General features: G+C 58.0%; 27 protein-coding genes. 3 read left to right on the forward strand and 24 right to left on the reverse strand.

What is annotated here, in order from left to right; genetic code table 11:
* Positions 1-46: 46 nt before the first annotated feature.
* The 7 genes from C8D04_RS10970 to C8D04_RS11000 form a co-directional block, all read right to left on the reverse strand.
* Positions 47-1135: a chemotaxis response regulator protein-glutamate methylesterase gene (locus C8D04_RS10970; protein ID WP_116004878.1), complete on the reverse strand. Its 1089-nt coding sequence runs from the start codon at positions 1133-1135 to the stop codon at positions 47-49.
* A gap of 15 nt (positions 1136-1150) precedes the next feature.
* Positions 1151-1912, reverse strand: a complete 762-nt coding sequence (gene cheD, locus C8D04_RS10975) for a chemoreceptor glutamine deamidase CheD (protein ID WP_116004879.1) — start codon at positions 1910-1912, stop codon at positions 1151-1153.
* Between the two features lie 30 nt (positions 1913-1942).
* Positions 1943-2848 (reverse strand): CheR family methyltransferase, encoded by a 906-nt coding sequence (locus tag C8D04_RS10980; RefSeq protein WP_116004880.1) that lies wholly within the window; start codon positions 2846-2848, stop codon positions 1943-1945.
* A gap of 111 nt (positions 2849-2959) precedes the next feature.
* The gene (locus C8D04_RS10985; RefSeq protein WP_116004881.1) at positions 2960-3448 is read right to left on the reverse strand and encodes a chemotaxis protein CheW; all 489 of its coding nucleotides are present in this window, start codon (positions 3446-3448) and stop codon (positions 2960-2962) included.
* A 51-nt stretch (positions 3449-3499) separates the two neighbouring features.
* The gene (locus C8D04_RS10990; RefSeq protein WP_116004882.1) at positions 3500-5629 is read right to left on the reverse strand and encodes a chemotaxis protein CheW; all 2130 of its coding nucleotides are present in this window, start codon (positions 5627-5629) and stop codon (positions 3500-3502) included.
* Between the two features lie 40 nt (positions 5630-5669).
* Positions 5670-6032, reverse strand: coding sequence for a response regulator (locus C8D04_RS10995; RefSeq protein ID WP_116004883.1), 363 nt, complete (start codon positions 6030-6032; stop codon positions 5670-5672).
* A gap of 52 nt (positions 6033-6084) precedes the next feature.
* Entirely contained in the window at positions 6085-6531 is a 447-nt protein-coding gene (locus tag C8D04_RS11000) for a hypothetical protein (RefSeq protein WP_116004884.1), read from the reverse strand.
* A gap of 184 nt (positions 6532-6715) precedes the next feature.
* On the opposite strand from C8D04_RS11000, the gene C8D04_RS11005 reads away from it, so the two are divergent.
* Together C8D04_RS11005 and C8D04_RS11010 are read left to right on the forward strand one after the other, a co-directional pair.
* The gene (locus tag C8D04_RS11005) at positions 6716-7819 is read left to right on the forward strand and encodes a histidine kinase (protein WP_116004885.1); all 1104 of its coding nucleotides are present in this window, start codon (positions 6716-6718) and stop codon (positions 7817-7819) included.
* A complete protein-coding gene (locus C8D04_RS11010; protein WP_116004886.1) occupies positions 7816-8445 on the forward strand; it encodes a response regulator transcription factor in 630 nt (209 codons plus the stop codon). Before C8D04_RS11005 ends, C8D04_RS11010 begins: the two co-directional genes overlap by 4 nt.
* 6 nt (positions 8446-8451) lie before the next feature.
* Here C8D04_RS11010 and fliR read toward each other — a convergent pair whose 3' ends face one another.
* The 13 genes from fliR to fliF all read right to left on the reverse strand — a co-directional run bounded on the left by fliR (position 8452) and on the right by fliF (position 19553).
* The gene (gene fliR, locus C8D04_RS11015; protein WP_116004887.1) at positions 8452-9222 is read right to left on the reverse strand and encodes a flagellar biosynthetic protein FliR; all 771 of its coding nucleotides are present in this window, start codon (positions 9220-9222) and stop codon (positions 8452-8454) included.
* A gap of 16 nt (positions 9223-9238) precedes the next feature.
* Positions 9239-9508 (reverse strand): flagellar biosynthesis protein FliQ, encoded by a 270-nt coding sequence (gene fliQ, locus C8D04_RS11020; protein WP_116004888.1) that lies wholly within the window; start codon positions 9506-9508, stop codon positions 9239-9241.
* Between the two features lie 10 nt (positions 9509-9518).
* Positions 9519-10304 carry a flagellar type III secretion system pore protein FliP gene (gene fliP, locus C8D04_RS11025; RefSeq protein WP_233521157.1) on the reverse strand — a complete coding sequence of 262 codons (786 nt, stop codon included), beginning with the start codon at positions 10302-10304 and terminating at the stop codon, positions 9519-9521.
* Positions 10301-10660, reverse strand: coding sequence for a flagellar biosynthetic protein FliO (locus C8D04_RS11030; protein ID WP_116004889.1), 360 nt, complete (start codon positions 10658-10660; stop codon positions 10301-10303). Before C8D04_RS11030 ends, fliP begins: the two co-directional genes overlap by 4 nt.
* A gap of 7 nt (positions 10661-10667) precedes the next feature.
* Positions 10668-11120: a flagellar motor switch protein FliN gene (fliN, locus tag C8D04_RS11035; RefSeq protein ID WP_116004890.1), complete on the reverse strand. Its 453-nt coding sequence runs from the start codon at positions 11118-11120 to the stop codon at positions 10668-10670.
* On the reverse strand, positions 11110-12114 hold the full coding sequence (fliM, locus tag C8D04_RS11040) for a flagellar motor switch protein FliM (RefSeq protein ID WP_116004891.1): 1005 nt from the start codon (positions 12112-12114) through the stop codon (positions 11110-11112). Before fliM ends, fliN begins: the two co-directional genes overlap by 11 nt.
* Positions 12115-12132: 18 nt before the next feature.
* On the reverse strand, positions 12133-12714 hold the full coding sequence (locus C8D04_RS11045) for a flagellar basal body-associated FliL family protein (protein ID WP_116004892.1): 582 nt from the start codon (positions 12712-12714) through the stop codon (positions 12133-12135).
* 178 nt (positions 12715-12892) lie between these two features.
* Positions 12893-14254, reverse strand: a complete 1362-nt coding sequence (locus tag C8D04_RS11050) for a flagellar hook-length control protein FliK (protein ID WP_116004893.1) — start codon at positions 14252-14254, stop codon at positions 12893-12895.
* 20 nt (positions 14255-14274) lie between these two features.
* Complete coding sequence (fliJ, locus tag C8D04_RS11055) at positions 14275-14724, reverse strand: flagellar export protein FliJ (RefSeq protein ID WP_116004894.1); 450 nt, start codon at positions 14722-14724, stop codon at positions 14275-14277.
* Between the two features lie 21 nt (positions 14725-14745).
* Positions 14746-16149, reverse strand: coding sequence for a flagellar protein export ATPase FliI (gene fliI / locus C8D04_RS11060; RefSeq protein WP_116004895.1), 1404 nt, complete (start codon positions 16147-16149; stop codon positions 14746-14748).
* Positions 16133-16867 carry a flagellar assembly protein FliH gene (locus C8D04_RS11065; RefSeq protein WP_116006143.1) on the reverse strand — a complete coding sequence of 245 codons (735 nt, stop codon included), beginning with the start codon at positions 16865-16867 and terminating at the stop codon, positions 16133-16135. The genes fliI and C8D04_RS11065 overlap by 17 nt, the downstream gene beginning before the upstream one ends.
* Complete coding sequence (gene fliG, locus C8D04_RS11070) at positions 16848-17843, reverse strand: flagellar motor switch protein FliG (RefSeq protein WP_116004896.1); 996 nt, start codon at positions 17841-17843, stop codon at positions 16848-16850. The genes C8D04_RS11065 and fliG overlap by 20 nt, the downstream gene beginning before the upstream one ends.
* 27 nt (positions 17844-17870) lie before the next feature.
* Complete coding sequence (gene fliF, locus C8D04_RS11075; RefSeq protein ID WP_116004897.1) at positions 17871-19553, reverse strand: flagellar basal-body MS-ring/collar protein FliF; 1683 nt, start codon at positions 19551-19553, stop codon at positions 17871-17873.
* A 173-nt stretch (positions 19554-19726) separates the two neighbouring features.
* Between fliF and fliE the strand changes: the two genes are divergently transcribed.
* On the forward strand, positions 19727-20038 hold the full coding sequence (gene fliE / locus C8D04_RS11080) for a flagellar hook-basal body complex protein FliE (RefSeq protein WP_116004898.1): 312 nt from the start codon (positions 19727-19729) through the stop codon (positions 20036-20038).
* Between the two features lie 164 nt (positions 20039-20202).
* On the opposite strand, the gene C8D04_RS11085 is transcribed toward fliE, so the two are convergent.
* The 4 genes from C8D04_RS11085 to C8D04_RS11100 form a co-directional block, all read right to left on the reverse strand.
* Entirely contained in the window at positions 20203-20499 is a 297-nt protein-coding gene (locus C8D04_RS11085; protein WP_116004899.1) for a flagellar protein FliT, read from the reverse strand.
* Positions 20500-20502: 3 nt separating this feature from the next.
* Positions 20503-20928: a flagellar export chaperone FliS gene (fliS, locus tag C8D04_RS11090; protein ID WP_116006144.1), complete on the reverse strand. Its 426-nt coding sequence runs from the start codon at positions 20926-20928 to the stop codon at positions 20503-20505.
* A gap of 163 nt (positions 20929-21091) precedes the next feature.
* The gene (gene fliD, locus C8D04_RS11095) at positions 21092-22525 is read right to left on the reverse strand and encodes a flagellar filament capping protein FliD (RefSeq protein ID WP_116004900.1); all 1434 of its coding nucleotides are present in this window, start codon (positions 22523-22525) and stop codon (positions 21092-21094) included.
* A 160-nt stretch (positions 22526-22685) separates the two neighbouring features.
* Positions 22686-23885 (reverse strand): flagellin, encoded by a 1200-nt coding sequence (locus C8D04_RS11100; protein ID WP_116004901.1) that lies wholly within the window; start codon positions 23883-23885, stop codon positions 22686-22688.
* Positions 23886-24178 lie beyond the last annotated feature (293 nt).

The raw sequence follows: 24178 nt of genomic DNA on the forward strand, positions 1-24178 counted from the left end.
ATATGCTATTGTTTTTGACAGAGTATGGCGTCAAGTCCACTGATCCTTAGATGCGGTGGTGGACACGATCTGAACCCCCACGCAACCTGGCAACCAGTGCGGGCGCTATCTGTGCCAAGGGAAGAACCTCATCGGCAGCGCCATGGGCAATGGCTTCACGCGGCATGCCGAACACAATACAGCTGGCTTCGTCCTGCACATAGTTATAACTGCCTGCATTCTTCATTTCACGCATGGCAGCTGCGCCATCGTTGCCCATTCCGGTCAGCATGATGCCAAAGGCATTGCGTCCTGCGAGGGCCGCGCCTGACTTGAACAAAACCTCCACAGAAGGTTTATGGCGGTTGACGGCAGGACCATCGTCCACGACGGCAACGTAATTGGCGCCACTGCGGCTGATATGGAATTGCTTTCCGCCGGGAGCAATGTACGCATGCCCCGGCAAAATGCGCTCCCCGTGCACCGCTTCTTTGACCGTGATCTGGCACAAACCGTTCAGACGGGCAGCAAAGCTGGTCGTAAAGCCCGGCGGCATATGCTGGGTGATGAGAATGGCGGGCATGTCCGCAGGCAAGTGCACCAGAACTTCCTTGATGGCTTCAGTGCCCCCGGTTGATGCGCCAATGAAAATCAGTTTTTCGGTAGAAAGCCGCCCCAGCAGCCCGGCGGCAGGCAAGGGCGAAGGAGAGACAGTTCCAGGCGCCGAGGGATCGCGCTGGATACGGCGTACCTTGGCGACCGCTGCCACGCGGATTTTTTCGACAATGTGCCCCGCCAAGTCGTTCAGGCCACTGCTCAGGCCTACCCGGGGTTTGGCCACAAAATCGACAGCGCCTAGTTCCAGCGCCTTCAAGGTGACTTCCGCACCGCGTTCGGTCAATGTCGAGATCATCACCACCGGCATCGGCCGCAAACGCATCAGGCGGCCGAGGAAGTCGATGCCATCCATGCGCGGCATTTCAACGTCCAGGGTGATGACATCGGGGTCCAGTTCCCGAATCATTTCGCGCGCAATCAAGGGGTCATTGGCCGTGCCAATGCATTCCATGTCGTGCTGTCGGTTGATGATCTCGGCGAGCAAACTGCGCACCAGCGCGGAGTCATCGACAACAATCACCCGGATCTTCTTACCCATCGCCCACCTTCACATTCAAAACAAATCAACAGATCCACCGGACGTCGTCTTGGCGACCACCGCAGCATTGCCACGCTTGTCTTGCGCGACGAGTTCTTCGGGGTGGGAATGCGCCAAACGCTTGACCATGGCTTTGCCCGTCACTGGGAAAAAAACGACTTTTCGCGGGTAGATATCCAGCACATCCTCCGACACCACGGGAATACGCTCGGTGTGCAGATAGTTGACAACAAACTGCGTATTGCGCTCGCCCACGTTCATCGTGGTAAAGCTGTGCATGACCTGCGCCCCGCCAAAAATTTTGGCCTGCATGGTTTCTCGCCGGGCACCGAGCTTGAGCATTTCGTTGATCAACAACTCCATGGCATACGAGCCATAGCGCCCCGAGACATCGATCGAATCACCATCGGGCAGCATGAAATGGTTCATTCCCCCCACACGCACACGGCTGTCCCATAGGCATGCGGCGATGCAAGAACCCAGCACGGTCATGATCACCAGGTTTTCGTTGGAAACGAAGTATTCACCGGGCAATACCTTGACGGCGTTGTATTGGAAGTGGGGGTCGTAATAGAAAAAGGAGGCCTGCCCTGGCTTGACGGATCTGGACTTCAATTCCTGCAGCGATGATTCCGGCGCCACTCCCGCATTGACAGGATAAACATCAGCCCCTAGCGGGGCAATCCGTGGTGCCCGCCGTCGTTCCGGAGTTCCAGAGGTTCTGGACGCTGCGGATGAAGCAGTCGAGTCGGTTGGACCGGATTTTGATGTGGTCATGAGTTTGAGAAAAATAACAGCCTGTGAGGGTCAGCGACGCTCGTACACCGTTTTCCCACGCAAAGTAAACAAATCCCGAGATTCACTGAAATTCTCCGCATGCCCGACAAAAAGCATGCCCCCTGGTTTAAGCACCCTGTGGATACGCTCCAGTACCCGACGCTGGGTCGCCGCATCGAAATAAATCATCACATTACGACAAAAAACCACATCAAAAGGGTCTCTGAAAGGCCAATCGTCACGAATCAGATTCACGCTGATGAAATCGATCGCCTTGATCAACTCTGGTTTGACACGAACCAAGCCGGAGTTACCGCTCTTGCCTTTCATAAAGAAACGCTGCAGATGCGCCTGCGTCAGCCCCTTCAAGCTGTCGAGCCTGTAAACGCCCTGGGCGGCCGTTGCCAGCACACGTGAATCAATATCACTGGCGGTGAGTTTGAAGTTTGCGTTGGCCCCCAGGGTCTCGAAGGCTGTCATAACAATCGAGTAGGGCTCTTCACCGGTGGATGCAGCATTGCACCATACCCGCCACGGCGTTCCTGCCGGTTTAGATTTCAGATGTGAAGCAAAAATCTCAAAGTGGTGTTGTTCACGGAAGAACGCCGTGAGATTCGTGGTGAGGGCGTTGATGAACTCCTGCCACTCTGAACCATCGTGCGTTTCCAGCCACCCGAGGTAGTCCTTAAAACTGGTGTGCCCCGTCTCACGCAAGCGGCGTGAAAGACGGCTGTACACCATGGCGTGCTTGCCCTCATGCAGATTGATGCCAGCACGCTGGTAAATCAGCGCTTGCACGCGGGAAAAGTCAGCATCCGTCCAGACAAACTCGCGTCCCTGCGCCAAAGGGCCATTCCCCCCTCCTCCTGCAGCGGCCCGCGTGGCGCTGCCACGTTCGGCACGGTCTGCCAGATCGGAATGGGGGTTGCGAAGCATGAAATTTCCTGGAGCAGTTTTGATGAACTCAATGACCCGAAACACCCGCAACGGAAGCAAGCGCAGCCCCGTCGCATTGCTTCGCTGCACAGCCTTCTCAGGCCATGGCAATCATCCGCCAGCAGCTACCAGTCCCATATCGACGCTGGACATCAGTTTCTCGATATCCAGCAAAATCAGCATACGCTCGCCCACCGAGCCCAGACCGAGAATGCAATCGTTCTCGATCACGCTTTCGATATCCGGAGCCGCCCGGATATTGTCGGGAGCCAATTCCATGACATCGCTCACGGAGTCCACCACGATGCCCACGACGCGATTGCGCAGGTTCAGGATGATGACCACGGTGAAGTCGTTGTACTCTGCCTGCGAGCAATTGAACTTCAAGCGCATGTCCACGATGGGAATAATGGTCCCCCGGAGATTGACCACCCCTTTGATGAACTCAGGAGCATGCGCGATCCGGGTGGGCGGCTCGTAGCCTCTGATTTCCTGGACCTTGAGGATATCGATTCCGTATTCTTCCTGGTCCAGCCGGAACGTCAGGTATTCCCGGGCACCCGATGACACTGTTTCTGCTGCTTTGCCAATCACGCTCATGTGAATTCTCCTTACGTTGCAGTGGTGGGGTCGATGGTGAGGCTTGCGCGTTTAATGGCGCGCTCTGCGCACCAAGCCACCAATATCAAGAATCAGGGCCACTCTGCCGTCGCCCAGAATAGTCGCGCCCGAAACGTTAGGCACTTTACGGTAGTTGGATTCGAGGTTTTTGACCACCACCTGGTGCTGTCCCAACAACTCATCCACCAGCAAGGCCACCCGGTTGCCATCGGCTTCTACCACCACCATGATGGTGCTGGATTTTTCGAGATCGAAACGCGGCACTTCAAAAATGCGCTCCAGCCCTATGACGGGCATGTATTCATCACGAACCTTGACCAACTGGGAGCCTTGAGCGACAGTATTCACATCACTGGCGTTCACTTGGAATGACTCCACCACCGAGGACAAGGGCAGGATGTATACCTCTTCCCCGACACCGACGGACATCCCGTCCATGATGGCCAAAGTCAAAGGAAGCCGCACCGAAACCTTGGTGCCATATCCCTCCGATGAATCAATCTCGACCGAGCCATTGAGCGCTGCGATATTGCGCTTCACGACGTCCATTCCAACACCTCGGCCTGACACATCGGTCACCACATCGGCTGTTGAAAAACCCGGAGCAAAAATGAGTTGCCAAACATCAGCGTCACTCATCTGATCCGAGACATCAATGCCACGCTCGCGCGCTTTGCTCAGGATTTTTTGGCGTGACAAGCCCTTTCCATCATCTTTCACCTCGATGACGATAGAACCGCCTTGGTGCGAGGCAGAAAGCGTAATGGTTCCGTGCTCAGGCTTGCCGTTGGCCAAACGCTCGGCAGGCAGTTCGATGCCATGGTCGCCGCTGTTGCGCACCAGATGGGTGAGAGGGTCTGTGATCTTTTCCACCAGTCCCTTATCGAGCTCAGTGGCCTCGCCCAACGTCACCAATTCAACCTTTTTACCCAGCTTGTTGGCCAGGTCGCGCAGCATGCGTGGGAAACGGCTGAACACGATGGACATCGGAATCATCCGGATGGACATGACCGATTCCTGCAAATCGCGCGTATTGCGGTCCAGATCGGCCAGCCCGGCCAGCAGCTGCTGGTGCACAGCCGAGTCCAGTCCCAGGCTGTTCTGCGCCAGCATGGCCTGGGTAATGACCAACTCGCCCACCAGATTGATCAGCTGATCGACCTTGTTGACGGCCACTCGAATGGTGGTGGACTCCACCTGCGCCTGGCTTCCACCTTTGGTGTCACCTGCAGGTTTGGGCGCTATGCGGGTAACGGCCGAAGAAGGCTCGATGGCTTGCACAGCCGCCATGGCGTTGCCGGCAGGCATACCCGGTGAATTATCGAAAAACCCATAAGCCTCCTCCGCAGATGCGGGGACTGCAGCCACCTCTAGCAACTCATCGTCTGGTGCCGCCGACACTGTCGCAATGTGCACCTGCTCCTTTGCCACGTGAAACGCAAACAGATCCAGCAAGTCACTGTCAGATGACGATGTTTCCACCGCAAAAAACCTTGTTGCACCGTCTCCAGAGGGCAGATCCGCAATCGTGCCCAGCCCGGGAATATCGCGGAACAACTCCTTGATGGCATCGGCCTGGTCTATGCGCTCCAGAGGTCCAATACGCACCTGCAGGCTGCGCGGCCCCTGGGCTGTTGACGGCGCACTGGGCGCAGCCTGAACAACGGGCGCGGGCGGCGGTGGGGGCGCGCTGGGCGCCACGGGCGCCGCGACAGCAGCACTCTGCACAGGAACGCCTCCTGCCGCCAACTCGCTGATACGGCGCACGAGATCAGCGGAGGAAGGGGGTTCATCCTGCGCTCCCGACTGGTGCCGCGCCAGCAGATTGCGCGAGGCGTCAGCGGACTCCAGCAGCACATCCACCATCTGCGGAACAGGCTGCAACTCATGGCGCCGCAACTTGTCGAGCAACGACTCCATCTGGTGCGTCAATTCCGCCACATCAGAGAAGCCAAAAGTCGCTGCACCGCCCTTGATGGAGTGCGCGCAACGGAAAATACCGTTGAGCTCTTCATCATCCGCCTTCTCCAGATCAAGATCGAGAAGCATGCTCTCCATCTGATCCAGGTTTTCACTCGCTTCCTCAAAAAAAATCTGATAGAACTGGGTCAGGTCAAAGTCTGCACCCGATCCGGATCCTTCTTGATAGGTTTCACCCATATGGCGCTCCTGTGTACTTGCTGTATGGTCAACAATGGATCTAACGGATCACTTTTTTGATCACTTCGATCAATCGATTGGGATCAAATGGCTTTACCAACCACCCAGTGGCCCCGGCTGCACGTCCTGCCTGCTTCATCTGATCGCTGGATTCCGTTGTCAGGATAAGAATGGGTATGGTTTTGAACTTGGGGTCTTCGCGCAGCTTACGGGTCAACCCGATGCCATCCAGACGCGGCATGTTCTGGTCTGCCAGAACAAGGTCTATGGCGTGGTTCTGGGCCTTTTCAAGCGCATCTTGACCATCTACCGCCTCGACTACATGGTAGCCCGCACCCGAGAGGGTAAAAGACACCATCTTCCGCATGGACGGAGAGTCATCAACGGCAAGGATCGATTGCATTTAGAACTCCAACAGGCTTCAATTTATTGATTAGATCAGGATTCTGATCGCACTAGAACAGGTCGATGGATCCAGCATCCATCTCACTTTGCGTCACTGGATTGGGGCGATCAGGGGCCATTTCCGCAAAAGGCGCTGCTTCTTCGCCGTCCTCGGAGCCCATGGATTCCGCGGCAAGCCGAAAAGCACAGCTTTGCAGTACCTTGGTGGTATGCCAGATCAGCTGCGATGCCATGTCCTGGAACTGCAGCTCTGTCACGGCGCTGCGCAACGCTGTTCGCGCTGCGGCCAACTCGGGGGAGTCGCCAACGACGGAGTCCGTCAAAGACTCGTTGGCCTCCCCGAACCGCTCAAGCAGATTGTCCGTGGCGTGGCTGAGCAGGCCCTCCAGGCGGTGCAAATCATGCATCACGACCAGCAATGAATCCTGCAATTCTGCAGCCACCATCACCGGCAGACGAACCCCGGGCCCATCAGATCCTGTTTGCATTGATTGCATCGCTTCTCCCCTGACGCAGATAGCGACAAGATACACGAATCCCAGATAACGTCGTACGCTCAAGAACAATAAACATCTCGCACACTCCCTGAGCTTTGCGTCATTCAACCGCAGAACAAGAGACCGACCTACAGGACAAGCACCCCTTGATTGTTCCAATTTGTATCCTATGATAGCCGCTCCCATGGCACCCCACTCCAATAGCCTGCCATTGCGCATCCTGCATCTTGAGGACTCGACTGCGGATCACGAACTGGCCCGCTTGACTTTACGCCGCGCCGGTTTGGGGCATACCCTGCACCGGGTGGACACGCTGGAGGGATTTCGGGACAGCCTCGGCCAAGAATCCTTTGATGTGGTTTTGGCGGACTACAACTTGCCGGGCTTTACGGCATTGGATGCCTGGGCACTGATTTCCGGGCAACCGGGGCATCCACCCTTCATTCTTCTGTCCGGGGCCATTGGTGAAGCCGCCGCAGTAGATGCCATGCGCCTGGGGATTGCAGACTATGTTCTGAAGGACGAAATCGCCCGGCTTCCCCATGTGATTGAGCGTGCACGCGAAGTACACGAAGCACGCATTGCGCGAGAGCAGGCAGTGCAAGAACTGGCCCACTCGCAACAACGCCTGGCTGAACTGACCGAACACCTACAAAGCTCCATCGAGCAAGAGCGTGCAGCCATTTCACGGGAAATTCATGACGACATTGGTGGGTCACTGACCGCCATATTGTTTGATCTTGCCTGGATTGGTCGCCACGCTCAGCAAACCGAGGTCTGTGAGCATGCGCAAGCCGCTACGAACATGCTGCAACATGCGCTGGGGGCAAGCCAACGCATCATGATGAATCTGCGCCCGCCTGTTCTGGACCAGGGATTGGTTGCCGCAGTGCAGTGGTTGGCTAGTGGGTTTGAGCGGCGTAGCGGCGTAGCAACACAGGTACGCTCTAATGCCACGGTGATCCATCTTCCTCCGGAGGTTCAACTGGTAGCCTATCGCACGGCACAAGAAGCGCTGACCAACGCATCCAAATACGCACAAGCCCAAACCATTCACATCGACATGGCGGACACCGGGGGCGTTTTTACGCTGGAGATCAGTGACGACGGACGTGGACTGGAAGACGGCGCACTCACAAAACCCAAGTCCTTCGGCCTGACGGGTCTGCGCGAGCGTGCCAAAACAGTCGACGGCTGGCTAGACATCAGTAGCCTTAGCGGACAGGGCACTTCGATCATCCTATCGGTGCCTCTGCGCCCGCCGTCTGAAAAGGACAACACACCATGATCAGGGTGGTACTGTGCGATGACCACGCTGTGGTACGGCGAGGCATCCGGGACACATTGACCGAGGCGCCCGACATTGCAATTACTGGAGAAGCAGGAAGCTACCCCGAATTACGCGAAGTGCTACGCACGGCTGAATGTGATGTGTTGCTTCTGGACCTGAACATGCCTGGCCGCAATGGCCTTGAAGTCTTGGCAAGTCTGCGCGAGACGGATTCATCGATCAAGGTACTGGTGGTCTCTATGAACCCGGAAGATCAATATGCCGTGCGCTGTCTGCGTGCAGGGGCCCAAGGCTATGCCAGCAAGGCTAGCGATCCGGTCGCCCTCATCGATGCGGTCCGCACCATCTCACAGGGCCGCAAATACCTCACGCCGGAAGTGGCCCAAATGCTGGCCGATAGTGTTTCTCAACCCGAGCAGGAAGTCCCCCATGCAGCGCTTTCGGAGCGGGAACTCCAGACGCTTCTCAAAATCGCCTCGGGCAAGCGTCTATCCGAGATCGCTGATGAGTTGATGCTGAGCCCTAAAACCGTCAGCGTCTACCGTGCCCGGGTGCTAGAAAAGCTCAAGCTGAACAACAATGCGGAATTAACGGTTTACGCCATCCGCAATCAGCTCGTTTAAAACACTTTAGCGCTGCGCAGCAAATAGGTCGATGGCCTGCTGCATGAGCGTCAATACCGGCTGTTCCAGCATCGGTAGCGTGGCAGCAATGCCCAACAGCCCCACCGTCAGCGTGACAGGAAAACCCACCGCATAGATATTCATTTGCGGTGCCACTCGTGAAATGATGCCCAGCGTCAAGTTGACGAACAGCAACAAGGCGACCATGGGTAGGGCAATCCACAGCGCGCTGGAAAATAATGCCCCCCCCATTTCATACAGCCGCATCTGGGCCAGCCCATGCAAGGCGTTTCCATCAACAGGAAAACGGTCGAAGCTCTTGACCACGGCCATCAACACCATCAAATGGCCGTTGATCACCACAAACAAGAGCATGGCCATGTTTCCAAAAAACCGCGCCACAGCACTGACCTGGGCATTGCTGGCTGGATCGAAAAAGGAAGCAAAGTTCAAACCCATCTGCAAGCCAATGACTTCCCCCGCAAGCTCGACGGAAGCAAACACCAACCGGACCGCAAAGCCAATGGCCAAGCCTACGGCAACCTGTTGTGCAACCGCGCCGAATGCTTCAGGACCGTTCAAGGAAATAACGGGCTGATCTACCAGCGCCGCCTGCGCGCACAGTGCGACGAAAAACGCGAGCCCAATCTTGGCGCGCATGGGGATAGCGCGCAGAGAAAACAAAGGCGCCACCGAAAACACGGCCAAAATCCGTAAAAAGGGCCACAGAATAGGCGATAGCCAAGCGACCAACTGCGATTCAGAAAACGTGATCACAGTATGACTAAAACGCTTAAGCAATCATTGACGGGATGGACTCAATGGTGCGCCGTATGTAATCCACCAGCGTGCTCACCATCCACGGACCTGCGATTGCAAAGACCACCATGGCGGCAATCAGCTTGGGAACGAAAGCCAGCGTCGCCTCATGGATTTGCGTCACTGCCTGAAAGATGCTGACCAGCAAGCCCACCGCCATCACCACGCCAAGAACAGGCATCGCAATCATCAACAAAAGCGTTAACGCCTCACTCCCAATGGTCAAAACCATTTGTGATGTCATGGCGGCTCCTTCACGTCACAAAACTGGCGGCCAGGGACCCGATGAGCAAATTCCATCCGTCAGCAAGGACGAATAGCATCAACTTGAACGGCAGAGCCACCAAAACGGGAGACAGCATCATCATGCCCAGCGACATCAAGATGCTGGACACCACCATATCGATCACCAGAAAGGGAATAAAGATCATGAACCCGATCTGGAATGCCGACTTGAGCTCGCTGGTGACAAACGCAGGCACCACAACCCGCAAAGGCGCAGTCTCCGCGGTCACCGAGGCCTCCAGCCGCGCCAGCCGGGCAAACAACGCAAAATCGGACTGCCGCGTCTGCTTGAGCATGAATTGCCGCATAGGGGCTTCAGCCTTCTCAATCGCCTGCTCGAAACTGATGGCATTAGTGGTGTACGGCAGATAGGCATCCTGGTACACCTTGTCCAGGGTCGGCCCCATGACAAACAGGGTCAGAAAAAGCGATAGACCGATGATGACCTGATTGGGAGGCGCCGACTGCGTGCCAATCGCCTGCCGCATCAGCGAAAGCACGATGACAATGCGCGTGAACCCGGTCATCATCAACAAAATGGCGGGCAAAAAAGACAACGCCGTAAAGAACAGCAAGGTCTGAATAGGCACGGAGAAGCTCGTGCCATTGCTCCCGGAACCCACTAGTACCGGTAACGAACCGGCCGCTTGCGCCAACGCAGGCGAGTGAACGGCCAGCAAGAAAAAACTGGGCACCAGTAGCCTGGCAGTCCAAGAGAAAGCGGCAGACCTGTATTGGAGCACTCCCGCTGTCATGGGGGCGCACTCCCTACATCCAGGGCGCTGTGAGCAGCAAGGGCAGAATGGTGTTTCTGCATTTCCTGAGAAAAATCAGCACGCGGCGGTGCAACACTCGCATCTTGTAGAACATGCAGGCAAGTGATGTGCTGCGCAGTCACACCCAGCACCATCTGGATGCGGGCATGCTCTGGCCCCACCTCCACAGTCACCACGCGCTGCTGCGGCCCTACGGCCACCGCAGACAGAACTCTGGCCGTTGCACCCGGCGCCAAGCCTGCACCAGCCTGCCGCTGCTGGATGCGTCGCACCAGCCAGGGCAAAGCTGCCATGGCTGCGACGAACAGCACCACGACCCACAGCGTCTGCGACATGTCCGCGTTACCCACGACTGACCCGACGCAAACGCTCGGAGGGGGTCACCACGTCGGTCAGGCGAATACCAAATTTATCGTTCACCACCACCACTTCACCCTGCGCGATCAGGTAGCCATTGACCAGCACATCCATCGGTTCGCCCGCAAGCGCATCAAGCTCCACCACCGACCCCTGGGCCAGTTGCAGAATATATTTGATGGGCACCTTGGTCCGCCCCAATTCGACCGACAGCTGAACCGGAATATCCAGCACCATGCTGATGTCATGCGACGTACCATCAACGCCGCCAGCAGAAAACGGGCGAGCGGGCTCACCACTCAAAGGCCCGCCTTGCTCCGCATCACCAGGCGCCGCATCCGCGGTTTTCTGCTCCTCCAGCGCCTCAGCCCAACCCGCAAAGGGATCGTCTGCGGCTTCCGCGCCTTCTTTGTTTTCCGGATTATCTTCAGCCGACATCTTTTTCTCCCATCCAGTTCATGTCTGAATTGCGCAGACACTCCTCAATGCGAATTGCATATTTGGAGTTGTGGGTCCCATACTGGCACTCAAATACCGGCACCCCACCAATCGAAGCGCGTATGCGCGGCTCGCGATCCAGTTCAATAAAATCACCCGGCTTCATGGCGAGCAGTTGTTCCACCGTGGCGTCGGCACGGGCCAGCTCTGCCACAAGGACGACCTCTGCCGACTGGATTTCTCGCGTCAGCACACGCACCCAGCGACGATCCACCTCAATCGAATCCCCCTGAGTGGAGGAATAAAGCACATCGCGGATCGGCTCCAGCGTGGCATAGGGCATACAGATATGAATCGCACCCGAGAGGTCCCCAATTTCAAGCTGAAAAGCCGTGGAAACCACGATTTCACTGGGTGTAGCGATATTGGCAAACTGGGGTTGCATCTCCGAGCGCTGGTAGTGCAGCTCAAGGGGATAGATACCTTGCCATGCCTTCTTGTATTCGGAGCAGATCACATCGACTAGTCGATTGATGATGCGTTGCTCTGTGGGGGAAAAGTCGCGTCCCTCGATCCGGGTCTGGAATTTCCCCACGCCGCCAAAAAGGGTATCGATGATGCCAAAAACCAGTGACGGCTCGCACACGATCAAGCCGCTACCGCGCAGCGGCCTGATCGCCACAATATTGAAATTGGTTGGTACCGCCAGTTCCCGCAAGAACGCGCTGTAGCGTTGCACCGCAACGGTACCCACCGAAATTTCGGGGCTGCGGCGAATAAAATTGAACAAGCCGATACGGAAATTGCGCGCAAACCGTTCATTGACGATTTCCATCGTCGGCATGCGGCCACGAACGATACGCTCCTGGCTGGAGATGTCGTAGTTGCGTATCTCGCCTTTATCGAAGACTTCTTCTTCCGTCTTCTGGCTCTCCCCCGTCACACCCTCCAAAAGGGCATCGACTTCTTCCTGGGATAAAAATGATTCGCTCATGGCAATGCCTTTGGACGCCTACTGAACGATAAAACCGGAAAAAAGCACACGCCGAACGGGATTGGGAGCGGCCTTGCGGCTTCGTGACTGCACGTCCTCCGCGCCATCATCATCGTTTTGCTTCGCACGCTTCTTTGACACAGGCGCATCAATGCCCAAAGTCTGCGACACCTCGCGCAAAATATCCGCCGCCAACTTTTCCTTGCCCTCGCGGGCCAGCAGCTCATCGGAAGTGCGCTGCGAAGCCAGCATGATGATGCCATTGCGAACGCTGGGCATATGCTGTTTGACGAGATCTGCGGTTTTACCATCGGCCAGTTCCAGGGTAATTCCCAGCTGCACAAACCGTTCACCACCGTTATCGGCGAGGTTGACCACCAAGGTGTCGATTGGCAGGAAAGTGGGCGCCACGACGGGCTCATGTGATTTCGCGGAGACAGCTTCTCCATCCTCATCTGCAGCATTGCGCTTCGACAAAAACCATGCGGCTCCACCACCCACAACGGCCAGCAGCAGCACGACCACGGCAATGATGACGATCAGCTTCTTGCTTTTGCCAGGTTTCTTTGCAGAGTCGTCTGCGGAGACATTGGAGGACACGTTGAAATTTCCTAGCGTCGGATACGGTCAGCACAGGCCCGGCATGAACGCCCGACCTTTGCACATGGCCCATTATTGGGCGCACACCGGCCCATAATAGCCAGAATAAAAGAGCAAAACCATGGCATTCCCGTGGGTTGCGCAACGCTTGCCACTCGCGCGCAAGGCAAATGCCTGATCAAACGAAGATATCGATCGAACGATCGGTCTGGTACCCCGCTTTGGGGCTCAGCTGCGTCTGTGGCGCGGCAGACACTTCAACCACTGTCTGCCTGGGCCCGCCCTGCTGATTGTTGCGACCCGACTCTTCGGAAGCCTGCCGCTGGCCAGATTCTCCCACGGTCACCCCGGACAGCGACAACCCCTCCTGGCGCAGCATCTCCCGCAACTGGGCCACGCTGTCATCCAACAGGCTTCGTGTCTCCGCCTGATCGCTGCCGAATGCCACATGGGCCTCATTGCCGGACAGTGACACACTCACCTCCACGGGTTGGCCATCGTGCTGTATGGTCATTTCCGCATTCTGAATATTCTGGTGCACCCAGAAGGCCACCTGTTCTGCCACAGCGTCTTCAGCTCCTGCCATGCCTGTATCGACGACTGCGATATCGGCCGACGGCGCCCCCTGGGATTCTGCGTTGGCCCCAGGGGCACCGAAACCTGGTGTGGCAGAGCCATTCTGATCGCCATTGTGCTGTGTGAAACGCCCTCCCGCTTCCGAGAAACCCGGCACAAAGGTGGCGGGCGGCGCCAGAGACGTGGCGGGGTCTTGGTCCATAAACCGCACTCCCTCCCGGGACTGCGCGGCACCACCACGGTGTTCAGCAGCCGAACTCTGCCCCGCCGCCGCTTGCACGGCCTGCATCACGTTCGGATCTTTCGCGCCCCCCAGACTCTTCAACGCTTGCGCACCCTGGGCGCCGGTCATGGCGGACAAACCACCCACCAAGACCAGACCACCGCTTGCACGCGAAGGTGCGCGGCGCACTCCGCCCGCAACCGCTGCCTGCGGCGCGTCCATGCCGTCGCTCTCTAGTTCTCCTTCACGGCTCTTCACCGCAGAATCCAGCAGCGCCGTCTGGGCAACCAAACCATTCTGCGGCAGAGTCTCCAAACTGCCGAGGCTTCCCAGCGCCGATGTCGCTCGAAAACCACTCGCACCTCCCAGAACGCCGTCCTGTAATGCTTCGGTCGATGACAAGGGGGACCCTGCTGACGGCGCCAGCGGAAGGCGAGAGGCCGCATTTGCATCCACCGGCATTAAGGCTTGTGCCGACATCCAGGGCCATGCAATAGCTCCATTCTGGCCAGCCCCGTCCGTCGCCACGGCCCCCTTTTCATCCGGCACCAGGCTGCCGTCCTGGAGCATCGTGCCGTCCAGTGAAACGCTGTCACCCAAAGCCGCCAACAGAGAAAGGAACCCCCCATTTGCGCTGTCTTGCGCCTGGCCCGAAGGATCGCGCGACTGACTCGCCTGTTTACCTCGCACAGCCTGGTGTCCCTGGCTGGGTTGTTGAGTGGTGATACGTGCCTGTTCCATGGTGCTTTGCTCCCGGCCCCTCAAGAGCCATTGAACGTTTTGCGCAACTGCATTGCAGCGCGCTCGTCGGTTTGTTTCTGCTCACGCCGTGCCTGGGTTTGCAAGGCTTCTCTATGGCGCTTTTCCACCAGCTTCTGCAAACTGGCCAGCCGCAGCTCTGTGGCCAGCAGCGCCTGCTGCGCCACATCCACCCGTTCAGTTTGATCCCCCACCACGCCCGTCTGCAAACCTGCGGCATGGTCCAGCCGGTCCATAAAGTGGTAATGGTGGTGCATCACTTCCGGCATCACTACGGCATCCGGGCGCATACCCCAACGGTTTTGCGTCTCCCGCGCGTAGCCTTCGAGCTGGTTCAACTGGTCTTGAGCCGCCTGGCGGGCGCTGCACGCATCCTGCAGAACCCGGCGAGCCTCGTCCCGCTGGCGCACTGCCATTTCGACAGCGACGGACAGTGCATTGGAAGTTGCCATTGCGTGCACCCCCCTTTGCCATCAACTCAGCACATCGGCCATGGCGTTGCAACTCTCTTGCAATGTCGCGGCTTCAAACATGTCTTGCTGCAAAAACCCGACCATGGCGGGCTGCAGGCGGATCGCCTCATCCAGCAAGGGGTCAGAGCCACTCATATAGGCCCCCACTTGCACCAGATCACGGCTCTTCTGGTAGCGTGAATAGATGGCACGAAACTGCCGTGCCACCTCAAAATGCTCTCGCGAAACCACGTTGTGCATGACCCGAGAGGCCGATTGCTCAATATCAATGGCCGGAAAATGCCCCGTCTCGGCCAACGCCCGGGACAACACGATATGCCCATCTAGAATGGCCCGCGCAGCGTCGGCAATGGGATCTTGCTGGTCGTCGCCTTCAGACAGCACGGTATAAAAAGCAGTAATGGAGCCCACGCCATGCAGGCCATTACCACTGCGCTCTACCAGCTGGGGCAACTTGGCAAAGCACGATGGCGGATAGCCTTTGGTGGCAGGCGGCTCGCCGATGGCCAAGGCAATTTCACGCTGGGCCATTGCATACCGGGTGAGGGAATCCATCAGCAGCAAGACATGCTTGCCCTTGTCACGAAAATGCTCGGCCACCGCCGTGGCATAAGCGGCACCCTGCATGCGCAAAAGCGGCGGGGCATCGGCCGGTGCGGCCACCACTACGGCACGGCCACGGTCCTGGGCACCCAGAATGTCTTCGACAAATTCTTTGACTTCGCGGCCCCGTTCACCAATCAAGCCCACCACGATCACATCGGCCTGCGTGTAGCGCGCCATCATGCCCAGCAACACGCTTTTACCCACGCCTGATCCGGCAAAAAGACCCAGCCGCTGCCCACGCCCCACGGTAAGCAGGGCATTAATGGTGCGCACACCCGTATCCATGGGCTCGCGCACCGGGTCGCGATCCATGGCATTGATTTGCCGCCGGTCCATGGCCTCAGCCACAACATCCTGCAAGGGGCCGCCATGGTCCAGAGGAATTCCCTGGGCATCGACCACGCGCCCCAGCAAGCCCTCGCCTATGGGCACACGCAAGCTACCAACCCGGTTGTGCGCACGCCAGACACCTGCATCTTCCAGACGGGGTACCGGTGCATACGGCACCGTGGGCACCACGCTGGCCCCGTTGGAGAGACCATGGATATCGCCTGCAGGCATCAGGAACGCACGATCCCCCGAAAAACCGACCACTTCAGCCAACACCGGATCATGACCAGCCTGCTGCACCAGGCACTGCGATCCCACAGGAACGCGGATACCCACCGCTTCCAGCACCAAGCCTGTGAGCCGCGTCAGTGTCCCGTATGACTCCAGGGCATGCGGCTGCGAAACGCTGCGCTGTGCATCGGCCAGGTAGCGCGACCAGGGCGATGTCGTGTCAGTGGTCGTCGTCATGCGCGCTTTCCTCCCAGACTGACGCCAGGCCCAGGGGGGCGATAGCACGCTGCCAACGCTTTTCCAGCGTGCCATCGACCACCATGCCGGCCTGCTCTGCAACACAGCCGCCCGGCGGAACGGCGGCATCGGCCACCCACTGCACGGATGTCGCTGCCAGTTGCTGCGCCAAGGCGTCGGCCACCAGGGCATGGTCTTGCGGATGCAGCCGCACGGTTGCAGGGCGCCCATCGGCGACCAGCATGCCCAACGCTTCCTGTACGACGGGCTTGAGCACCAGCGGGTTGCAGCGCAGTTCCTGCCGAACCACCTGGCGCGCAATCTCGCAAGACAGCTCCAGCACCTCCTGCGCCATGTTCTGCTGCAGGTCTTGCGAGCGCGCCTGCAGGGTTTGCACCAGCGCATCGAGCCGCTGGGCCGCCTCCAGGCCTTGCCCTGCGATGTAGTCATCCAGGCGCTGTTGCCACTGCAGCGCAGCTTGGGCGGAGCCTTGCTCCTGACCCTTTGCAAACGCTTCTGCGCAGGCCTGCTCCAGCAACTCCTGCCGTGCAGCCTCTTCCAATTCCACATCCACTTCGACCTGGGCCTCTGCCTCGGGCACTTCCACAACGGCATCGGTGCCATCGACGGCACCAAAATGCCACTGGATCACATCGCCCACTTCCTCGCTCGGAATAAAACGGGCATAGAGACGGTTTTTAGACGAATGCGTCGTCACCACTGCCTCCAATCACGATCTGGCCTTCATCCGACAAACGCCGAACGGTCTTCAGAATTTCCTTCTGTTGCGCCTCCACCTCGGACAGGCGCATGGGTCCGCGCGACTCCAAATCTTCGCGCAGGGCTTCGGCCGCGCGGGTCGACATGTTCGACAGGAAGCGCTCGCGCAACTCGGGCACCGCACCTTTGAGCGCGACGATGAGGGTCTCCGATGCAATTTCTTTGAGCACCGTCTGGATAGCACGGTCGTCGAGCTTGGCCACGTCGTCGAACACAAACATCTTGTCCATGATCTTCTGGGCCAGGTCAGGGTCGTGGCTGCGGATCGACTCCAGCACGACCGCATCGACGTTCGAGGTCAGCATGTTGATGATCTCGGCCGCAGCCTTCACGCCACCGAGCGACGCCTTGCGAATCTTGTCGCCGCCCGCCAGCACCTTGAAGAGCACCTCGTTGAGATCCTTGAGCGCCGTGGGCTGAATGCCCTCCAGCGTGGCAACGCGCAGCAAAATTTCGCTGCGCTGGCGATCCGTAAACTGCATGAGCACCCCGGCAGATTGCTCGTGGTCCAGGTGCACAAGAATTGCTGCCACGATTTGTGGATGCTCATTGCGCAGCAGCTCTGCAACAGAGAGCGGATCCATCCATTTCAGGCTTTCGATGCCCGAAACATCGCCACCCTGCAGAATGCGGTCAATCAGCAAACCTGCTTTGTCATCGCCCAGCGCCCGCCTGAGCACCGCACGCACGTAGTTGCCGGTATCCGAAACCAACAGGCTTTGTGCCGCCGCAGCGTTAGAAAACTTGCTGACGACTTCGTCCACCTTTTCGCGGGACACGCTGCGCATATGGGCAATGGTCTCCCCCAGCTTCTGCACTTCTTTAGGTGACAGATGCTTGAATACCTCGGCGGCTTCCTCCTCGCCAAGAGACATCAAAAAAATCGCGGCGTCGTTGAGACCCTGATCGTCCATGGTGCTTCTTGCCGTTCAGTCTGCGGGTCACCCGCCGATATCGCCGTTGACCCAGTTTTTCACAATATTGGCCACTGCCATCGGATTTTGGCGCACCAACGCACGTGCGTCTTCCAGCCGCTGCTGCTCTGGCGTCACTGGCTGGGGCTCGCCATCCCTTGCCGGTGCGGGCAGCGCCGGGCGCTGCATGGTCTCGGCCTCCAGCGCATCGAGCTGGGCACCGGCCATCGGAATGGCGCGCGGTTTGCCGAGCGTTTTGAGTGCAGGGCGCACCAGGCCCAGCAGAACCAGCGCGGCAAACAAGGACATGCCCACAGGCCAGGCAAAGCTGCGTGCCAACTCAAGGGTCTCAGGCTGCTTCCACAGCGGAGTATTGTCGGCAGCGGGCGCATCCATGCGGAATTGCGCATTCATCAGGTTGACCGAGTCGCCCCGCTCTTTATTGAAACCGATGGTCTCGCGCACCAGCGCCGTCATCTGCTCCATCTGCTCTGGGGTCAGCGCTTTGGTAACGGCCTTGCCTTTTTCTTCCGCCGACTGGTAGTTGACCACCACGGCGGCGCTCACGCGCTTGACAGCCCAATTGTTACCCCGCACCACACGCACGGTCTTGTCCACCTCGTAGTTGGTGGTGGATTCACGCTTCGCAGTGCCCTTATCAGTCGTCGCCTGCTGGCCCGCTGCGGTGGGTGCCGGGTTGGCGCCATTGATCGGCGCGGCCGACGGTGCGGGTGGTTGGTTGGCGACTGCCCCTGCCACGCCAGCCGCTTGCGAGCTGGCGGTTTCATTATTTTCAAGCACCTGCTGGCTGCGAATGGCCGCCGTGTCCGGCGTCTGGTTGGGCCGGTATTGCTCCGAGGTAGATTCGGTCTGACTGAAATCCAGCTCCGCCGTAACCTGCGCCTTGACATTGTCGCGGCCCACCACCGGCTCCAGAATATCCATGATCCGGCGGGTGTACTGCTGCTCGATCTGCTGAACATATTGCAACTGCTGCGCATCGACACCGTTGCTCGCGCCGCCATCGGGCGATTGCGACAACAACTTACCCGTGTCATCCAGCACGCTGACAGCCGAAGGTGCCAGTTCAGAAACACTGGAAGCCACCAGGTGCACGATACCTGCCAACTGTGCGCGGTCGAGAAAACGGCCGGGGTACAGACTGACCAGGATGGAGGCCGAGGGCTTCTGCTGTTCACGGAAAAATCCGTTTTGATTGGGCAGTGCCAAGTGCACACGCGCACTTTGTACCGATGACAGCGCCTGGATGGACCGCGTCAGCTCGCCTTCCAGACCCCGCTGAAAATTGAGCCGCTCCTGGAACTGCGTCATGCCAAAGCGATTGGCTTCCATCAGCTCAAAGCCTGAAATCGATCCCTTGGGCAACCCCTGGGAGGCCAAGCGCAGGCGCACATCGTGCACCCGGTCCGAAGGAACCAGAATTGCACCGCCACCGTCAGCGTGCTTGTAGGGCACATTCATTTGAGACAGCTGCGCCACGATAGCGCCGCCATCCTTGTCCGACAAATTCGAGAAAAGCACCCGATAGTCGGGCTGGCGCCCCAGCACCACCGCGGCCAGGGCAGCGGCGACCAGCAGCACCACACCCACACCCAGCCGCATGCGCTGCGCCCGATCCAGGGCGGACAGCCGCTGCAGCCACGTGGGGCTAGCGGGGGGGGTCAAGGGAGCTTCGACAACTGCGGACATCTTGCTTTCCAGTATGGCAGGCCCGGCGACGATCCTGGCGTGGTGTCGATTATTCGGGCGCGCACCCCACCATGTTCGCTGGATAAGCCGCGCATTTGACCATCAATTCCCCCGGATGATCGCCCCCATCCCCACTAGGATTGCGTCATCCCCCATTCCCACCGGACACTGCCATGGATCTTCGCATTTCAAGCTCTCCCGCCCCGCTGGCGGGCGCCGGCCTGGCGCGCCGTGCCGCAGCACCTTCCATTGAAACCAAAGACGCAGGCTTCTCAGGCGCCCTCAAGGGCGCACTGCAATCGGTCAGTGCGGCGCAAAACAACTCCGCCAACCTGCAGAAGGAAGTGCAGCTGGAAAACCCCTCGGTCAGCCTGGAAGAAACCATGGTGGCCATCCAGAAAGCGCAAATCGGCTTCCAGGCCACCATGCATGTGCGCAATCGCATGGTGCAGGCTTATACCGACATCATGAACATGCAGGTGTAAACCGCAAAACTGCTATCTAAAAAAGAGCTGCCCGCGCTTGATAGACAAGCAATTCAAATACAAAAACCTCTAGATTTCAATTAAATCAAGCGCCAGAAGCTCACAAAACAATAGCATCAAAAACGAAGCCCCGCTATGCGGGGCTTCGTTTTTGGGCACCACTCTCAGTGCATCATCTGCGGCTGGCCTTCAAACATATGTTCAAACTGCGCCAGCCACGGCTCGGCCAGGCAGCGAATCTGCGCATCGTTGCGCAGGATGCGCTGCATGATCACCGTTTTTTCCTTGCGCTGCTCGGGCAGCAACTCATGCTCTTGGGCCTTGTAGCGCAGCTCTTCGATCAGCACGGCACAGGCCCCTTCGTAGCGCACCACACCATCCCAATCCCGGGCTTGGGCGGCTTCCAGCATTTTGCAGCTGCTGTCTTCGATGGCTTTGTAGTATTCGATCAGAGTGGACATAGTTCAGGCTCCCTCTTGGCTGGATGCCGCATTGTTACTACCACCGATCTGCTCCCAGCTTTGCGCAACCGGGGCGATCAGCTGGACCACTTCCTCCACCATCCCAAGATCGTTGCGCAGATTGGCCAGCGTTAGACGCTTGATGCAATAGTCATACAACGCACGCAAATTCTTTGCCAGTTCACCGCCCTGTTCTGAATTAAGGCCACCCTTCAGCCCTTCCTCCAAAATGCGCACCGCCTTGCCCAGGTGACGCCCTTTTTCCTCAATTTCACCGCGCTGCACAGCGCCGCGTGCGGCATTCAAAGACTGCATCAAACCGTCAAACAGCATCTTGATCAGCATGTGCGGCGTTGCGCCATCGACGCCGGACTGAACTCCTACTTGCCGATATGCGGAGGCTGCGCGAGAACTGACTGGGGTGAACATCGACGGCTCCTTCATGTGCTACTTGTAGTCAATATCGGCAGTTGGTGGAAAAACTCAAGTAATTCCTGAGGAGTTTTTGGGCGGCAATCAGGGTATTGATCCAGCGCTTTACAGCGGTATGCCTTTGATAGCTGCATCGATGCAATAAAAGGCTGCCAACTCGTCAACCATTGCTCTTATTCCACTGGCTAACTTGCTGCGATATATAACTATTGAGCGCAGACAGAGACCCCATCTTGGCGTCCAGCGCCGAGTACTGTGCACGCAGGCGCTTCTCGTAAACTGAAGCACGGTCATTCACCTTGTTCTGTTCGGCGATGTTGCGCTTGCTGGCTGATTCCAGCGCATCGGTCTTGTTATTCATCAATCCGTCGAGCGACAACAGGCCTGACGTGAAGCTCTTGAACTGCACGGCAATCCCGCCTCCCCCGCTCGCTCCAGCAGCCGCCGTGGCAAACAATGACTTGAGCGCGACAGGATTTTTGAGCGCCGCATCCATCTTGCTGCCATCCACGCTCAGTTTTCCGCCGCTTTGCATGCTTATACCCACGTCGGACAAGCGCTGGAATACACCAGCGCCAGAGGACGATCCCATGGTCAACATGCGCAGCGCATTTTGCAGACCCACAGCCGTGTTATCCCCCTGAAGCGCACCCGCCGTTTTCTTTTCGGCATCATATTTAACGGAACTACTGAGCAGGTCGTTAACGGCGTTGTAGGCGTCCACGAAGTCTTGGATGTTCTTCTTCATCGAAGCCGTGTCCGCGCCCACTGTCATTCCCACTTCATCCACAGATACCTGCGACACGGTGATCGATAGCCCAGGAATGGTGTTAGCGAAGGTGTTGTTGGCAGATGTGATGTCGATCCCGTTGATCTTTGCCAGTGTGTTCTGCGCATACTGCGCCGCATTTGCGGCCATGCCAATACCCGCAGAATTCTCCGGGTCGAATGCCAACCCAGACAGGCCTGGAGTTCCGCTGTCTTCTTCCACCTGGATGCGGAACCCAGAGGTTTCACCCGTTGCCTTGGAGCGCACCAACAAGCGATCCCCCGTGGCATCACTCAACACCGTGGCTGTTACACCACCATTGGCATCATTGATTTTTGAAGCGATGGTGGACAGCGAGTCGCCAGCCCCCACAGTCACCTTCAATGGCGAATCGGTACCGGGCGTAAACGAAGGTGGCGGAGTTGTGTGCAGCCAGGTGCCCAGTTGAATGGTCATCGTGCCTGCGCCCATCGGCGTATCCTTGGCGACGGGCGACGAGGCGACAGTTTGCGCACGAGCCAACTGCTGCACGCTGATGCCGAGCGTCGTGGCGCTGGCAATCCCCGTGACAGTAGCAGACACAGCCGCGCTGTTCGCCGATGAGACTGTCATGCCATTCCATGAGCCATCGCGCGTAAGCTTGGCCGCCGCGTCCGACAGCGTCGACATGAGCGACTTCACCTGCGAGTAGGTGGAGAGCTTGGTTTGGATAGAGGCCGCCGTCGTTTGGAGCTGAACGATAGGCCGCTTCTCCAGCGTGACGAGTTGCGACACGATGCTTTCGACATCCAACCCACTACCGATGCCTGCGGATGAAATAGCCATTTCAATCTCCTTATCAGGCCCGTCAGGCGGGCCTCGCAAAAAACACTACATGATTTTTGCAGATCCGGCCGCATACAAAAGCCGGAAAAGCGGCAACAGGTTTTGCCCTGTTGCCGCTTTGGCGAGTCAAAAACCGGGCTTGACCCGATGGCGAGCCTGCTTAACGCAGCAACGACAGCACTTGCTGCGGCAGCTGATTACTCTGCGCCACCATCGCCACACCTGCCTGCTGCAGAATTTGGGTGCGCGAGAGGTTGGCCGTTTCCTTGGCGAAATCGGCATCCACGATGCGACCACGCGATGCGGAGATGTTCTCCGTCATGATATCGATGTTACCCACCGAGTTCTCAAAACGGCTTTGCAAGGCACCCAGGTTGGCGCGTGCCGAGTTCACCTGATCAATGGCGCTATCGATCTTCTTCAACGCTACCCAGGCGTCTGCCTGTGTTTCGATGCTGATCGTGTCGATACCCGTGACGGAGGTTCCGGTGGCAGCCACGATGGTTGCGCCAGTAAGCCCGGTGGTGGCAGCAGTAAAGCCCGAGAAACTAATGCCAGTGACGGCATTGCCCGACGCATCCACCTTGGACGACTTCATATCCACAGAAAAACCCTTGACGGCATCGCCTGTCAGGAACGCGGTGACACCGGTATCCGATGACTTGCGGTTGATCGCCTCAACCACTTGGCCCATGCGCTCTTGCGCGGAACTGGCCTTGGCCAGCTTGCCCAGATCGGTTTCAACGCCATCCACAGTCATCGACAGGGAACTGGTGGCAGCCAAGCCTGATGTGGTGATGCCAGAAGCAACGATACCCGTCACGCTGGCAGTGCCATAGTTCACATTGGCCAACCCCTTGGCGCTGGAATTGGTCAAAGCGCCCACAGTGATGTTCTCGCCGGAATTAGCACCCACTTGAAATACTGCGCCCGCAAAACTGCCATCCAGAATCTTGGTGCCGTTGAAACTCGACTGCTTGGCCACACGGTCAATTTCATCGCGCAATTGGGTCACTTCAGCCTGCAGCGCTTCACGATCGGACTTGCTATTGGTAGCGTTGCCCGATTGCACAGACAGTTCGCGCATGCGCTGCAGCATGTCGCCCACTTTGCCCAAAGCACCTTCGGCCGTTTGTGCCAGCGAGATACCGTCGTTGGCATTGCGCGCCGCCACGGTAAGCCCCTTGACCTGGGTGTTCATGCGCTCGGAAATGGCCAGGCCAGCCGCGTCGTCCTTGGCGCTGTTGACCCGCAGACCCGAAGACAGGCGCTGCATGGAGGTGGAAAGCGAATTCGCCGAAAGACTCAGATTGCGCTGGGCATTGAGCGAGGGAATGTTGGTGTTGATGGTCGAGGCCATTGAAATGCTCCTTTGAAACTATGGTCCGGCATGCCGCCGATCGCAACGTCAGCCTCTCAGCTGACAGCCAAGACCGGTGCGGCAGTAACGAGACTTCTCCGTCGCTGTCCGGTCAACGAACTCCCTTGAATCCGTTGGATATGTTTTCGGAGCACCAGACCAAAACTTGAGAGCCTTCGTAACAATTTTTTTACTTATCACTGAGAAAAAAACCAGGCAAACACTCCACAACCTCCCTCTGCACGTGGAATTGACTGGTTTTTGGCGCACTTTTCCAGGCGATAGCTTTTGTG

Source organism: Simplicispira sp. 125 (assembly GCF_003096555.1).
Lineage (GTDB): Bacteria > Pseudomonadota > Gammaproteobacteria > Burkholderiales > Burkholderiaceae_C > Simplicispira.